Raw genomic sequence first — 15,352 nt, 5'->3', positions numbered from 1 at the left:
TCCGTCCATTAGGGATATTTTGCTCTGTTAATTTTGTATTGTACTGCCTCCTGTCCAGATATCTTACAGGAGGTTTTTATATGGAAAAAAACACGTCCGTAACATTAAGTAATAAGGAACCTAACATTTTTAAAAATCGTGTATTCCGGGCCATTATCTTTTCAGGCTTGTTTTTACAAATAGGGATATGGGTACGGAATTTTGCAGTTTTGTTATTCGTCATGGAAAAGACGAACGGGGATGCCTTTGCCATTTCCATGATATCAGTAGCGGAATTCGCTCCCATCTTTATTTTTTCATTTATTGGAGGGACATTTGCAGACCGCTGGAGTCCGAAAAAAACGATGGTTTGGTGTGATATATTAAGTGCAATATCCGTATTTGCTGTGCTAATCTCGCTTATCTTTGGCAGTTGGAAAATGGTATTCTTTGCAACTTTGATTTCGGCGATACTTTCTCAATTTTCTCAGCCATCAGGCATGAAGTTATTTAAGATGCATTTGCCTGAAAGTCAAATTCAGACAGGGATGTCTGTTTATCAGACCGTCTTCGCAGTATTTATGGTTTTAGGTCCGATTCTCGGTACATTTGCCTTCCAATCATTCGGGATCAACATCTCGATTGCGATTACTGGCCTGGCGTTTTTACTTTCAGCTGGCGCACTCGCCTTTCTTCCAAAAGATCGCAAACTGAATGAAGAGACAGCAAAAACAACATTATGGCAGGAAATGAAAAGCGGAGTGAGCTATGTGTTGCGAAAAAAAGAACTAAGTTTGCTTGGTTTATGTTTTCTGGCAGCCGGGCTTGGACTTGGCTTCATTCAGCCGCTCTCGATATTCCTTGTTACCGAACAATTGGAACTTCCAAAGGAAAATCTGCAATGGTTATTTATGGTGAATGGGTTTGGTATGATTTTAGGTGGAGCCGGTGTGATGATTTTTGCCAAAAAAGTGGCACCTCAGAGATTATTAGCATTCGGAATGCTTGTGAATGCCATTGGATTAGCGGTAATGGGGCTTTCAACAAATCTTTGGATTACACTTACTGCCGAGTTTTTTAATGGGCTAATGCTGCCTTGTATCCAAATCGGGATCAATACATTGATATTACAGAGGACCGAAGGCGAGTTCATCGGAAGGGTCAATGGTATCTTAAGCCCATTATTCACTGGATCGATGGTTTTGACCATGAGTGCGGCAGGCGTGCTGAAAGAGCAATTTTCGCTGGTCGCCATATTTGAAACCGCCGCTTTCTTTTTTATTATAGGGATGTTTTTCATTTTGCCATTGTACAATCAAAAGGCAGAAACAAAACCCCTGGAAATCCAATCGTAATTTTCTTATGGTGTGCCAACACTTCAATACAGCAATAGCCATATGACCTGAAGAAAAGCAGCCAATTCCGGCTGCTTTTCTTTTTTTCCGTTGACTGTTTTACAACTAACAAATTCTGGATTGGCAATTATTTTTAGAGTACTGGTAAATACTAAAAATGGGCTTGTTGGAACTTATGCATTTCATTTTCAAAGAATGAAAAAGGAGAAAAGTTAATGATCCTTAAAGACATATTGAAAGAAGCGATAAACTGGGATTTGCCGAAGGACGTAGAACATATATCCATCACAGGTGTAACCGATAACTCTAAAGAAATAAAAAAGGGATACCTTTTTGTTGCCGTAACCGGATATAAGTCCGATGGCCATAATTACATTAAAGATGCAATTCGTTTAGGGGCATCAGCTGTGATTGGCGATCGCGATATTAAGGGATTGGAAGTTCCTTATTTACGAGTGGAGAACAGCCGAAAAGCATTAGGGCTAATCGCCAAAAGGTTTTATGGAGATCCAAGCAAGCAAAAAATAATGATAGGAATTACGGGTACAAATGGAAAAACCACAACTAGTTATATGCTTCAGCAAATATTGGAAGAGAATGGGATAACCTGTTCCGTCATTGGTACGATACAGCATATTATCAATGGAAACAAAGTCGATTCCCATAATACGACTCCAGGCACCATGGAGTTGAATTCCTTACTGGCTGCAAGTAGGGACATGGTTGTCATAATGGAAGTGTCTTCCCATGGATTAGCTCAATTCCGTTTAGAGGGAATTGAATTTGATTTCTGTGTCTTCACGAATTTGTATCATGACCATCTCGACTTTCACGGTACGATGGAGGATTATTTCCTGGCAAAATTACTTCTTTTTGAAAAATTGAAACCTAATGGTCTTGCGATTATCAATGGGGATGATTTTTGGGGAGAAAAACTACAAGGATACTTACGGGAAAAGAATGTCAGTGCCTTTGTATTTGGAAAATCCAATCGCTGCGATTTGACCATAACCAACTATAATACTGCAACGAACCCCTTTATTTTATTGAATGAGAATCATGACTTTGTGAAAATCGAGTTACCTTTACCTGGACTTCATAATTTATATAACGCAACTGCTGCCTATTCCGTAGCGAAGATGTTTCCAATTTCAAGAGAGGGAATTCTCACTTCATTGAAACAGTTTTCAGGCGTGCCAGGAAGGTTTGAAATGTATAAGAAAGAATTTGGACCGACAATCGTCATCGATTATGCACATACTGCAGATGCCATTCATCACATGCTTCAAACTGCCAAAGAATGCGGGGCCAAAAAGATTTATCATATCTTTGGTTTCCGGGGTGGACGAGATACAACCAAAAGGGCAGAAATGGTTAAAGTATCATTGGAGCATAGTGATGTTTCGATTTTGACGATGGATGATCTGAATTCGGAGGGAATTGAGGTGATGGAATCGTCACTGAATAAACTGCTAAGCGATTACTCTGCTGGAAATGGGAAGGTTATCCTAGATCGGACACTTGCTATACAGGAGGCGATACAAGCTGGAAAGGAAGGGGATTGGATTATCATTACAGGAAAAGGAATTGAAAGGTATGAACAAAATTTCGGACTGCCTACTATTTCTGACAAAGAAACGGTATTATATTTGCAAAATAAAGACCAAGGGGATTTTATCGGTTATTTTGATCAATAGTTGGATACTGACGAATGCTATTATAAAGGGCTAATACGGTCCAACCTTAATCAGCCATAGGTAAATTATATGGTGATTATTGACATTGTAACAAATGAGGAATTCAGGTATTATAATAATACAAGCTGCACTGTTCGTAATGATAATAAAGTTTTAACCTTTAAGCTGTAATAGGGAGTTTTATATTGAAACAGGAATGTTATGCCTCGTCACTGACTTGGACAACAGGATTGCTTCTGCAAACACCCACTTTGAGGAGTGGTGGTTTAAAACTTTCTTACTGAATACGGCAATGGCGGCTTATATCTTTTAAATGTTGAAGCCGGTCTCGGTCTGAGGCCGGTTTTTTGCTGTTTTCAAATACCGTACAATTAGAATTGTATGTACCGTTTTAATACCGATTTAATATATTTTCACAGCCTTATACAAATCCCGTGTAGGTTGCTTCGGCTTATTATATGTTTTGGAGTCATTTATTCTTGCTTTGTATATCGGTTGGCATAACTTGAAGCGACGAAAGCATCGGGTTTGATTTTCGGTTCCACACCCATTGATTCCATCCTGGCTACCATTTCTTTTACAAACTCACTGGTTTTGTTCCGCTTTCCAATCCCGATATCAATATGCCCTTCCATTGTGAACGTTGCCCCTTGATATACAGCAGGCAGGACAATATCGATTAATTGATTTTTTCTTTCTTCCGTAAACAGTGATACGATTTCTTCTGTTAACGACAATTCTTGGGAGATACGTTCATGTAAATGCAGCATTCTTCTAGGAATCATTACTTTTCTTATACAACCCCATACACCATTTCCGACCTGCCGTATCACGATGCCTGTAATGAAAACCGTATGTTTTTTATGTACTTGCGAATCTGTACCGACCATTAGTCGATAGTTTCCGGAGGGATTTAATTTCATGAACTCAACAATGTGAACGAATACCTCTTCAAATGACATGTCTTTTTCCTGAAGGTTTTGAAATGGAATGTTATGAAATGGATATTGCTTCATATTATTGCACCCAGCCTTTCCCCGGATATAATCAAATTATTAAATATCTCATGTCGCTCATAACACATCATATGAAAAAGGTCCTTGTTTCGTGCTGTGGGAAGAACCCACGCTCTAATGAAGATACTGTCATCATTTAAAGTTGATCTCGCTTAATCGATATCACCTCAAGTTTTAATTCTTCTATTGTAAACAAAAAAGAAAAGGAGTTCTATCTTACTTACTGTTAAAAAAGTTGCTTGGAGCGGGTGTTCGAGACTCTTGGTTAGAAAAGTATCCAAGGGAGATTCCGCAGGCGCAATGGCGCCGTAGGGCGGTCCGCCTGCGGAAAGCGAATGCCTGAAGTGGAAATTAGCGGACAAATATTATAATAACAAACTCAATTATAGTCGGGTTTATCTACAGTCTGGAAGAGAAGCTTACGCATTAGGCTTCTCTTTTTTTGTATGGAGAATATTTCGAAAAAGTTATTGGAGTTATCTTTTGGTATATCTCCTGCCATAACTTAAAAGTTAAACAATCTTGTGACACTATATCACCTAAGTAAACCACATTATCATTCAATTTATATAAGAAAAACGAAATGAAATTATTAATTTTTAGCCAATAATGACTTCAAAGTATTCACATTTTATAACTTATAAAAAAAGTGTGTAATGTTTTCTGACATAAATAAAGAAATCTTGCTTTTATAAGAGTAAAATAAACGAATATTCAATTAATAAAGTATTGGAGAGATGAAAAGTGAAAATATCTGAATTGAAAAAAAGCGGTCATGCTCCGTCATTATTAGCTTCATTCCTTTATTTTGATATCAGTTTTATGATTTGGGTATTATTAGGTGCACTTGGTGTCTATATTACAAAGGATTTCGGACTTTCACCAGCTGAAAAAGGCTTGATTGTAGCTATTCCGATTTTGGGAGGCTCGTTTTTTCGAATCGTCCTTGGCTTTTTGACTGATCGCATCGGCCCGCGGAAAACAGCGATCGGCGGGATGCTTGTTACGATGATTCCGCTTTTTTGGGGTTGGTTATTCGGAGAAAGTTTAGCCGAGCTCTATTTAATTGGTATTTTGCTCGGAGTGGCAGGTGCGAGTTTTGCTGCAGCACTTCCTATGGCCAGCCGCTGGTACCCCCCGCATTTGCAGGGTCTTGCGATGGGCATTGCGGGAGCCGGTAACAGCGGAACGCTTTTTGCGACATTGTTTGGACCGCGTATTGCAGAGTCTCTTGGCTGGCATAATGTTATGGGATTAGCATTGATTCCTTTAACCATCGTGTTTGTCATTTATATTTTAATCGCCAAAGACGCACCATCTCAACCGCCTGCAAAACCACTCAAGGAATATTTCAACGTATTCAAAATAAGGGATACCTGGTATTTCTGTATTCTTTACAGTGTGACTTTTGGAGGGTTTGTAGGGTTTACTAGCTTTTTAAGCATCTTTTTTGTTGATGAGTATGGGTTAACACGAATAAGGGCAGGGGAATTTGTTACATTATGTGTCATCGCCGGAAGCTTCTTTCGTCCCGTTGGAGGATTTATTGCCGATAAAATAGGTGGAGTTAAACTGCTTATGTTTTTATTTATTGGACTCACATTATGTATGTTTGGGATTAGTTTTCTTTATTCCCTTACTGCCGTTACGATCCTGCTGTTCATCGGTATGCTATTTCTCGGTATGGGCAACGGGGCTGTCTTTCAGTTAGTTCCACAGCGATTTTCTAAAGAAATTGGTTTTATCACAGGAATTGTAGGAGCTGCCGGAGGTGTTGGCGGATTCTTGGTTCCAAACATACTAGGAACGTTGAAACAAATTACTGGCACATATGCTACAGGATTTTTAGTATTTTCCGCAGTAGGAATCGTGGCGTTGCTTATCCTTGGTCTAGCTCAGCTTTCATGGAGGAAAACGTGGGTACTCGGTAAGAATTCAGTTAAGATTTAGAACTTTGTTTACTAATTATATCGGCTTGTTTCAGTACTTGCTTGGGGGGGATAAAATGTATAAACAAAAACTGGTCCTAGTTGGGAACGGAATGGCGGGATTGCGCTGTGTTGAGTCAATTATCAGGAATGATCCGGCTGCTTTTGAGATTACTATTTTCGGAAGTGAACCACATGTTAACTATAACCGGATCTTATTGTCGACTGTGCTTCAAGGCAACACTTCTTTTGAAGATATTACGATAAATGATCGAAACTGGTATACGAAGAATAATATCCAATTGTTTATAGGGGAAACAGTTGTAAAAATCGATAAAGAGACTCGGAAGATAAAAACAGACAAAGAACGGGAAGTTCACTACGATAAGCTGATAATTGCCACAGGTTCTGTCCCATTTATTCTTCCTGTTACCGGTGCTGATAAAGAAGGCGTCATTGCATTTCGCACGATTGAAGATTGCCAAAAAATGATTGAAACTTCACGCAAGCATAAAAAAGCAGTCGTCATCGGAGGCGGTTTGTTAGGTTTAGAAGCAGCGAGAGGGCTGTTAAACCTTGGTATGGAGGTGCATGTCGTTCATATTGCTGACCATTTAATGGAAAGGCAGCTTGATTCAACGGCATCACTTTTGCTCCAAAAAGAGTTGGAAAACCAGGGAATGAACTTTCTTTTAAAAAAGGAAACACAGGAGTTAATCGGCAACGAACGTGTGGAGCGCGTCCGTTTTAAAGATGGAACGGAGCTTGAAGCAGATTTAGTCATTATGGCTGCGGGAGTCAGACCGAATATTCAGTTGGCCAAAGAAAGCGGAATTGATACAAATCGTGCCATTATTGTAAACGACTATTTAGAAACCAGCATCCCACATATTTATGCGGTTGGTGAATGTGCTGAACATCAAGGCATTGTTTATGGACTGGTGAAACCTCTATATGAACAAGGTGAAGTGCTGGCAAGGCATATTTGTGAGATGAAATGCAACGGATACCAAGGCTCGGTCCTTTCGACCTCTTTGAAAATATCAGGAGTTGAGTTATTCTCTGTTGGAGATTTCATTGGTGATGAAACAACGAAATCAATCACAACTTTTGATGAATTAGATGGTGTTTATAAAAAGGTGGTTTTTCAAGGAAGAAAAATAATAGGTGCTGTGCTGTATGGTGATACAAACAACAGCTCACGATTACTCGATATGATTTTAAAGCGGCAAGAAGTATCGTCAGAGGAAAAGCGTGCACTGTTCCAAACACCAAGTACGGCTGAGGGATTAATCGCTTCGATGGCAAATCATGAAATCATTTGCAATTGTAATGCTGTTTCAAAAGGGGCAATCATTGAAGCGGTTCAAAATAAGGGATTAACAACAGTGGAACAAGTTAAAAAATGCACAAAGGCTTCCGGTTCTTGCGGTGGATGTAAGCCGGCAGTGACCGAGCTTTTGACCTATATTCAAAGTAATCTTTCTACTCAGGATGAGAAACAAACTGCTTTTTGCTCATGTACGACATTAACGGAAGATGAAGTCGTGTATAAAATGCAGCTCCAGGACTTAACGACTGTCCAAGAAGTGATGGATGTTCTTGAATGGGAAAATAGCGGAGGGTGTTCAACTTGCCGGCCAGCCCTTAGCTATTATTTAGGGATGATTCATCCAGAGTACGAGATCAGACAGCAAACTCTTTTCATAAACGAAAAAAAGAATGCAACAGTTCAAAGTGATAATCGATACTCTGTCATCCCGCAAATGTACGGCGGGATGACGAATGCGAAGGACTTGCGAAAAATTGCAAATGTTGCAGAGAAATATGATATATCTCAGGTGGCGGTAACAAGTGAACAAAGGATTCATTTAATGGGTGTGAAAAAAGAAGATCTTCCAGGTGTGTGGGCTGATTTAGACATGCCGTTAAGTTCAAAATATGGTAACACCGTTCAAAACGTCAAAACATGTATCGGTGAGCATGTTTGCTCTTGTGATAAACAGCAATCCCATTTACTTGCTGTAGATTTGGAAAAAAGATTGGAGCATGTATCAACACCTTACCGTATAAAGATGGGCATATCTGCTTGTATGCATAATGGTGCAGGATCAACAACGAAAGATATTGGTGTTATGGGCGTTGACAGGGGCTGGGAAATATATGTGGGCGGAAGCAGCGGACGTAATGTACGTGCCGGTGACCTGTTATGTGTAGCCGGGACAAATGATGAAGCAATTGAAATCATCATCGGCTTTATTCAATATTATCGTGAAACAGCGAATTACTTAGAACGGACTTGGCAATGGATTGAACGAGTGGGTTTAATTCATGTTAGAGAAGTGTTGTTTGATAATGAACTTAGTCAGCAATTATCTCAACGATTGGAAAGGGTGTAAATCAGAAAATGAACTAAGTGAAAAGTACCTTTAGATAAACGGATAAATGTTTGTACTAGAAGAAATCCATATGTAGAGGGTGAGGAGCCTTGACCGAATTATTATTAAAGTATTTCCGCACGAAGCAACAAGAGGTCCAATCAGAAAAACGATATGATTCACAATGTCCATTTTGCAGCATGCAATGTAAGATGCAGCTGTTGGAACAAACAATAGTGACAAGAAAAAAGTATATGACGATTGGAAAAGATAATCCAACCTCAGAGGGTCGCTTATGCATTAAAGGAATGAATGCACACCAACATGCATTGCATAAAGACCGAATTAAATACCCATTACTAAAAAGAAATGGTGAATTCATTCGCATATCTTGGAAGGAAGCATTAAATCACATAAAGGAGAATTTCACAAAGATTCAAGCGGAAGATGGTGTAAATGCTTTATCTGTTTATGGGAGTGCCTCCATTTCAAATGAAGAAGCATATTTGCTTGGGAAATTTGCAAGAGTGGCTTTAAAAACAAAGTATATAGATTATAATGGCCGTTTGTGCATGTCCGCAGCTGCTTCGGCAGCAAGCCAAACGTTTGGTATGGACAGGGGCCTTACCAACAGCTTATCAGAGGTTCCGTTCACAAAGTGCATTATCTTGGCGGGCACGAATATTGCGGAATGCCAGCCGACAATCATGCCTTACTTTGAGAAAGCGAAACAAAATGGGGCATATATCATTGCTGTAGATCCAAGAGAAACAGCGACAACGAAAATGGCCGACTTACATCTAAAAGTAAAACCAGGGATGGATGCCGCCTTGGCAAACGGATTATTGAAAGTGATCATTGAAGAGGATTTTACTGATGAAGCATTTATCCGGGAACGTGCAAATGGCTACAACGAAGTTAAAGAGTATGTTACATCTTTAAAGTTGGAGGAAATCGCAGAAATGACAGGGGTTCCTCGTGACCAAATTCAAAAAGCGGCTGCAATGTTCGGGAAAGAAGAATCAGGAATGATTTTTACAGCAAGGGGCGTTGAGCAGCAAACAGATGGTTCAGCCGCCGTTCGTAATTTTCTTAATATTCTTATTGTTACAGGAAAAATCGGAAAAGTGAATTCGGGTTATGGAGCTATTACTGGACAGGGAAATGGGCAGGGAGCAAGAGAGCATGGCCAAAAGGCAGACCAGCTGCCGGGGTATCGTATGATTGAAAATGAGGAACATAGATTACATATTGCAAGAATATGGGGAATAGATGAGGCTGATTTGCCACGTAAAGGTGTATCGGCATACGAAATGATAGAGAAGATAAATGAAGGTGAAATTACCGGCATGTTTTTAATGTGTTCCAATCCGATTGTTTCAAATCCCAATGCTAACTTTGTCAAAAAGGCTTTGAAAAAATTAAAGTTTCTTGTCGCAGTGGATATGTTCGTTTCTGAAACTGCTAGATTGGCTGATTTGATTTTACCTACTTCGTCTTATTTAGAGGATGAAGGAACGATGACAAATTTAGAAGGGCGGGTAACGTTGCGGGAAGCAAGTTTTTCATCTCCTGGGGAAGTGAAGCATGATTGGAAAATCATTTGTGATATAGCAAAAGTTCTAGGAAAAGGGGAGCATTTTCCCTTTCAATCTGCAAATGAGATTTTCGAAGAATTAAGAGTGGCAAGCCGCGGGGGGACCGCTGATTATTATGGTATAACGTATGATCGATTAAGAAAAGAAGGAGGCATATTGTGGCCATGCCCAACCATTGACCATAAAGGGACAAAAAGGTTATTCGAAACGTCTTTTGCCCACCCGGATGGAAAGGCGGCCATGGTTGTGGTTAATAATGTGCCTCTTGTTCCAAAAGAACAGCCATGTGCGGATTTTCCACTTTATTTAACAACAGGAAGAATCATGTCACATTATTTAACAGGAGTGCAAACGAGAAAAAGCTCATCATTAGCCGCAAGAAATTTTGAATCATATATGGAAATCCATCCGGAAACAGCCAAGAAATATCATATTCCAGACAATACTTTGGTGAAAATCGAATCAAGGCGGGGAAGTATTGTTGTAAGAAGCAAATGGTCAGCAACCATTCGCCATGATACTATATTCGTTCCTTTTCATTGGGCAGACTCACAAAATGTCAATCGCCTCGTTTCACAAGATTTAGACCCGACATGCAAAATGCCTGGATTTAAAGTCAGTGCTGTAAAAGTACATCCTATAGTTGAGTTAACGTCTAATTAAAGGGAGGTTTTCTTCCCGTTCATCATAATTTTTTTTAGGTTCAATCATAATGAACAGCAGAGCCTAATCACACTGAGCTTTCATGACTAAACAACAAAAGGGGAAAAAGGATGGAAAAAGGTAAGGTCTATATTGTTGGTGCTGGACCTGGTGATCCGGACTTAATTACTGTCAAGGCAACCAAATGCATCGCGGAAGCGGATATCATCTTGTATGATCGGTTGATAAATCGTGAATTGCTTTTATACGGTAAACCTGAAGCTGAATACATTTATTGCGGTAAAGTGCCTGGTAAACATTGTGTCCCTCAAGAGGACATTCACCAATTGTTAATTAGTAAATCAATAGAGGGAAAAACGATTGTTCGTCTAAAAGGGGGAGATCCTTTCATCTTTGGACGAGGCGGTGAGGAAGCAGAAGCGCTAGTAAAGCACGGAATTCAATTTGAAATAGTTCCTGGAATCACATCTGGAATCGCTGCGCCAGCTTATGCTGGAATTCCCGTGACTCACAGGGAATGGGGGAGTTCCTTCGCAATTATCACAGGACACTGCGTGACCGGCAAACCCGATAACATCAACTGGCATCATTTGGCGCATGGTGTTGACACCATTGCTATTTATATGGGTATTAAAAACCTTTCATATATCTGTAAACAATTACGCTCCTGCGGAAAGAAGCCTGAAACTGCTATTGCTGTCATTGAACAAGGAACGACAGGTTTTCAACGAACTTTTACAGGAACAATCGATACAATAGTGGGGATTGTTACAAGAGAGCAGGTTGCCAATCCCGCCATGATTGTAATAGGAGAAGTGGTGAATTTATCTGAGAAATTATCATGGTTTTCAGAGAAGGCAAAAGATAAGGAGTTCGCTTAGAAGAGGAATGATTAAGTTAGAAAAATTTTATTGTAACGAAAAGAAAACTGGACATGAAAGTCATCATGTCCAGTGTAACAATGTTAAAAGCCATTTTAGAAAGGCAAGATGAAAATGCTATAGAAGACTGAAATATGGACATTGAATTAATAATTCCGGATTCTTAGCGAACATCAATTACGTAAGCCAAAGTGTGCATTTAATTGGCCCTGCAGCATTTTTTTTCGCATTTTTTCCTGTTCAATTTTTCTGTTCTCTTTTAATTTTTCCTGTCTAATTTCATTGGTTTGCACTCCATCCTCTATTTTATCTGCGATTTCCACTAATGCCTTGACGTCGGAAAAAGAGTATTTACGGTTACCACCCTTAGACCTTTCGGGGAAAACGAGTTTTCTTTCTTCATAATACCGGATTTGTCTATCGGATAGTCCGGTTAATTCTCTGACCACCCCTATGGAAATTACTTTTCTGTCTATATAGGATTCTTTTTGCTGGACGATGAAAATCACCTCATTTTTGATTTATGCTAGATCAATAAGGATATTATATCCTAATTTTCTGAATATTTGTAATAAAAACTAACATTAATTATTAATTTTTAAAAATCATGTGAGATTATATAACACACTTGTTGTTATAAAAAGTGACCTCGCCTATAATCAAACACATAATCCTTTCAAAAAAATCTTATTGGAGGACAAAACATGGCTAAGCAGAAATTGGCACTCATTGGGAATGGTATGGCAGGAGTAAGATGTTTAGAAGAAATTTTGAAAATTGAACCGGAAAGGTTTGAGGTGACTGTCTTCGGAAGTGAGCCACATCCGAATTATGATCGAATCCAACTATCGAATGTATTGCAAGGGGCTACGACGATAGATGATATTACAATAAATGATTGGAACTGGTACAAAGAGAACAATATTACACTTTTTTCAGGTGAAACGGTCACGAACATCGACACCACAAAGCAAATCATTTACTCAGACACTAATCGTGCAGTCGAATATGATCAATTAATTTTAGCTACCGGATCAATCCCTTTCATTCTACCGATAAAGGGGGCTGATAAAAAAGGAGTGACTGCCTTTCGAAATATTGAAGATTGTGAAAAAATGATTGAATATTCCAAATATAACAAAAAGGCTGCAGTCATTGGTGGAGGATTACTGGGTCTTGAAGCAGCCAGGGGTCTTTTGAATCTAGGTATGCAGGTAGATGTTATTCACCTTTCTGAATATTTGATGGATAGACAGTTAGATCCAGCAGCAGGAAAAATGCTGCAAAGGGAACTTGAAAGCCAGGGAATGAATTTTTATCTTGGGAAACAGACTCAGGAGGTTTTAGGTGAAATTGATGTCAAAGGATTACGCTTTAGTGATGGCGAGGAAATCAGCGCCGATTTAGTGGTCATGGCAGTTGGGATTAAGCCAAATGTTGCAATGGCCCAAAATTGCGGCATCCCTGTCAATCGAGGAATTATCGTGAACGATTATATGGAAACAAGAATCCCGAATATTTTTGCAGTTGGTGAATGTGCGGAACACCGTGAGATGGTATATGGTTTGGTCGCTCCCCTTTATGAACAGGGCAAAGTATTAGCCAAAAGGATTTGCGGGCTAGAAGACAAAGCTTATGAGGGTTCAGTGCTGTCTACTAAGTTAAAAATATCTGGTGTTGATGTATTTTCGGCTGGAGAAATTTTTGAGGATGAACAAGCTAAATCAATAAAGGAATTTAATGAATGGAATGGTACTTACAAAAAAGTAATGATTCGAAATGGGAAAATTTCAGGCGCAGTATTATTCGGGGATACAAAGGAAAGCAATAACCTATTGAGCATGATCAACAAAAATGCCGAGGTTTCCGAATATTTAAACGCTGGAAAGAGTGAACCCGGTGTTAGTCTTGTCACTGCGATGTCAAATGAGGAAATCATCTGTGGTTGTAATGGTGTAACCATGGGCGATATTGTGACGGCTATCGAGTCTAAAGGATTAACAAGTATTGAGGAAGTAAAAGGCTGCACAAGTGCTTCGAGATCATGCGGGGGGTGCAAGCCATTAGTCGGTGATATTCTCGAGCTGACATTGGGCGATGATTTCAGTAAGTCAAACCAGAAGGAATCCATATGCGCGTGCACCACTTTATCAAGAGATGAGGTTGTTGCTGAAATACGCGAAAAAAATCTGACCCATACTCGGGAAGTCATGAATGTTCTCGGCTGGAATACAAGTGATGGATGCTCGAAGTGTAAACCGGCACTGAACTATTACTTGGGCATGATCCATCCGGTTGAATATGAAGATGAAAAAGAATCCCGCTATGTCAATGAAAGGCTACATGCAAATATTCAAAAGGATGGAACATTTTCTGTTGTGCCAAGAATGTATGGCGGCGTCACTAATCCCGATCAGTTACGGAAAATAGCAAATGTTGCCGATAAGTATAATGTTAAGTTACTTAAGGTTACAGGCGGGCAAAGAATAGATATGTTCGGCGTTGAAAAAGATGACCTTCCAAGTGTATGGGCCGACCTGGATATGCCTTCTGGATATGCTTATGGAAAAACCCTACGAACTGTGAAAACATGCGTCGGTGAAAACTTTTGCCGCTTTGGCACCCAAGATTCAATTGGACTGGGCATTGCCCTGGAGAAGAAATTTGAACGTGTAGGCACACCGCATAAGGTTAAGATGGCTGTATCGGCATGTCCTCGTAATTGTGCTGAATCCGGTATCAAAGATCTTGGTGTTGTCGGCGTGGACGGTGCATGGGAAATTTATATTGGCGGCAACGGCGGAACCCATTTAAGAGCTGCTGAATTATTATGCAAAGTGAAAACAAGTGATGAGGTAATTGAAATTGCAGGTGCATACCTCCAACATTATCGAGAGACTGCCAATTATTTAGAAAGAACGTCTGTCTGGGTTGAGCGTGTAGGGTTCGATACCATTAAGTCGATTATTGGTGATAAGCAAAAAAGGATTGAGCTTAATCAACGTTTAAATGAGGCCCTATCGGTATTACAAGAACCGTGGAAAGAAATCATTGAGAGCAATGCGATCCAAACCGGTTTATTTCAAAAAGTGAAAATTCCAGCTTTATCAAATAAATGAATATGGAGGAAGCCTAAATGGGGAAAACGCTTCAAAAGATAAAGGTCTCAACAGTAAATGAGATGCCAAAAAACCTGGGGAAAACAGTAACCATAGGCTCTCATGAAATTGCTCTTTTTCATTTAGCAAATGGTGAATTCCGAGCTATTGAAAATCGTTGCCCACATAAAGGTGGGGTTCTGGTGGAAGGCATTGTGAGTGGCGATTACGTCTTTTGCCCGATGCATGACTGGAAAATCAGTGTCAAGAATGGAGAAGTCCAAAAACCTGATAATGGTTGCGTTAAGACATTCAAGGTTGTATTAGAAGATGATAATGTTTATATTGTTTTATAAATATATAGATGCCCCGCTGATCTGGATAGTCTCTTAGACTATCCATCAGTTTGTAGACAAAAGGGGTTCGGAATTAAAAAATTCCGAGCCCCTTTTGAAATTTCCTTTGAATTTTGGCCCAAGGTTGAGAGATTAGGGCTCTACGAGCCCTCTATGTTAGGCCATTTTTGGACCTTGCCATGTCCAATTGGCCATCTTCTTTAAATTAATGGCAGCGAAAGTAAGCATCGCCTGCATCGACAATTTTTTAAGTCCCCTTAAAGTAGTCCAACGCATACCATGCTTTTCTTTTGCATCTGCGAATACACGCTCAATCGTTTCTCTACGTTTCGCATATATAGGTTTTACATCTTGATGATTACGCAGATGATCTGCTTCTTCCACATATGCTTGCCAGATATGC

Annotated in this window: 11 protein-coding genes and 1 other RNA gene; 9 read left to right on the top strand and 3 right to left on the bottom strand. The window is 39.6% G+C overall.

Going from position 1 to position 15,352, the window contains the following annotated elements:
* The first annotated feature begins 80 nt into the window (after positions 1-80).
* The 3 genes from J7E52_RS26480 (at position 81) to ssrS (ending at position 3,337) form a co-directional block, all read left to right on the top strand.
* Positions 81-1,334, top strand: coding sequence for an MFS transporter (locus J7E52_RS26480; RefSeq protein WP_396020325.1), 1,254 nt, complete (start codon positions 81-83; stop codon positions 1,332-1,334).
* A gap of 215 nt (positions 1,335-1,549) precedes the next feature.
* A complete protein-coding gene (locus J7E52_RS26475; RefSeq protein ID WP_214751554.1) occupies positions 1,550-3,031 on the top strand; it encodes a UDP-N-acetylmuramoyl-L-alanyl-D-glutamate--2,6-diaminopimelate ligase in 1,482 nt (493 codons plus the stop codon).
* A 119-nt stretch (positions 3,032-3,150) separates the two neighbouring features.
* Positions 3,151-3,337, top strand: a non-coding RNA gene (gene ssrS, locus J7E52_RS26470) — 6S RNA.
* Between the two features lie 167 nt (positions 3,338-3,504).
* Here ssrS and J7E52_RS26465 read toward each other — a convergent pair.
* Positions 3,505-4,047 (bottom strand): ribonuclease H-like YkuK family protein, encoded by a 543-nt coding sequence (locus tag J7E52_RS26465; protein ID WP_214751552.1) that lies wholly within the window; start codon positions 4,045-4,047, stop codon positions 3,505-3,507.
* 744 nt (positions 4,048-4,791) lie between these two features.
* Here J7E52_RS26465 and J7E52_RS26460 point away from each other — a divergent pair.
* The 4 genes from J7E52_RS26460 (at position 4,792) to cobA (ending at position 11,495) form a co-directional block, all read left to right on the top strand.
* Complete coding sequence (locus tag J7E52_RS26460) at positions 4,792-5,997, top strand: nitrate/nitrite transporter (protein ID WP_214751549.1); 1,206 nt, start codon at positions 4,792-4,794, stop codon at positions 5,995-5,997.
* Positions 5,998-6,052: 55 nt separating this feature from the next.
* The gene (gene nirB / locus J7E52_RS26455) at positions 6,053-8,374 is read left to right on the top strand and encodes a nitrite reductase large subunit NirB (protein WP_214751546.1); all 2,322 of its coding nucleotides are present in this window, start codon (positions 6,053-6,055) and stop codon (positions 8,372-8,374) included.
* An 89-nt stretch (positions 8,375-8,463) separates the two neighbouring features.
* Positions 8,464-10,614: an assimilatory nitrate reductase catalytic subunit NasC gene (gene nasC, locus J7E52_RS26450; RefSeq protein WP_214751544.1), complete on the top strand. Its 2,151-nt coding sequence runs from the start codon at positions 8,464-8,466 to the stop codon at positions 10,612-10,614.
* A 110-nt stretch (positions 10,615-10,724) separates the two neighbouring features.
* A complete protein-coding gene (gene cobA / locus J7E52_RS26445; RefSeq protein ID WP_214751541.1) occupies positions 10,725-11,495 on the top strand; it encodes a uroporphyrinogen-III C-methyltransferase in 771 nt (256 codons plus the stop codon).
* Positions 11,496-11,668: 173 nt separating this feature from the next.
* On the opposite strand, the gene J7E52_RS26440 is transcribed toward cobA, so the two are convergent.
* Positions 11,669-11,995: a MerR family transcriptional regulator gene (locus tag J7E52_RS26440; RefSeq protein WP_063233904.1), complete on the bottom strand. Its 327-nt coding sequence runs from the start codon at positions 11,993-11,995 to the stop codon at positions 11,669-11,671.
* A gap of 204 nt (positions 11,996-12,199) precedes the next feature.
* On the opposite strand from J7E52_RS26440, the gene nirB (J7E52_RS26435) reads away from it, so the two are divergent.
* Both nirB (J7E52_RS26435) and nirD read left to right on the top strand, forming a co-directional pair.
* Positions 12,200-14,614: a nitrite reductase large subunit NirB gene (gene nirB, locus J7E52_RS26435; protein ID WP_214751539.1), complete on the top strand. Its 2,415-nt coding sequence runs from the start codon at positions 12,200-12,202 to the stop codon at positions 14,612-14,614.
* Positions 14,615-14,631: 17 nt separating this feature from the next.
* A complete protein-coding gene (nirD, locus tag J7E52_RS26430) occupies positions 14,632-14,949 on the top strand; it encodes a nitrite reductase small subunit NirD (RefSeq protein ID WP_214751536.1) in 318 nt (105 codons plus the stop codon).
* Between the two features lie 156 nt (positions 14,950-15,105).
* Here the strand turns inward: nirD and J7E52_RS26425 are convergent.
* Positions 15,106-15,352 (bottom strand): transposase (locus J7E52_RS26425; protein ID WP_214751533.1); only part of this gene is annotated, 247 nt, incomplete at its 5' end.

The organism is Bacillus sp. ISL-34 (genome assembly GCF_018613325.1).
Classification (GTDB): Bacteria; Bacillota; Bacilli; order Bacillales; family DSM-1321; genus Peribacillus.
The sequence above is the reverse complement of the archived record's forward strand: the minus strand, read 5'-3'. Positions and strand labels throughout refer to the sequence as shown.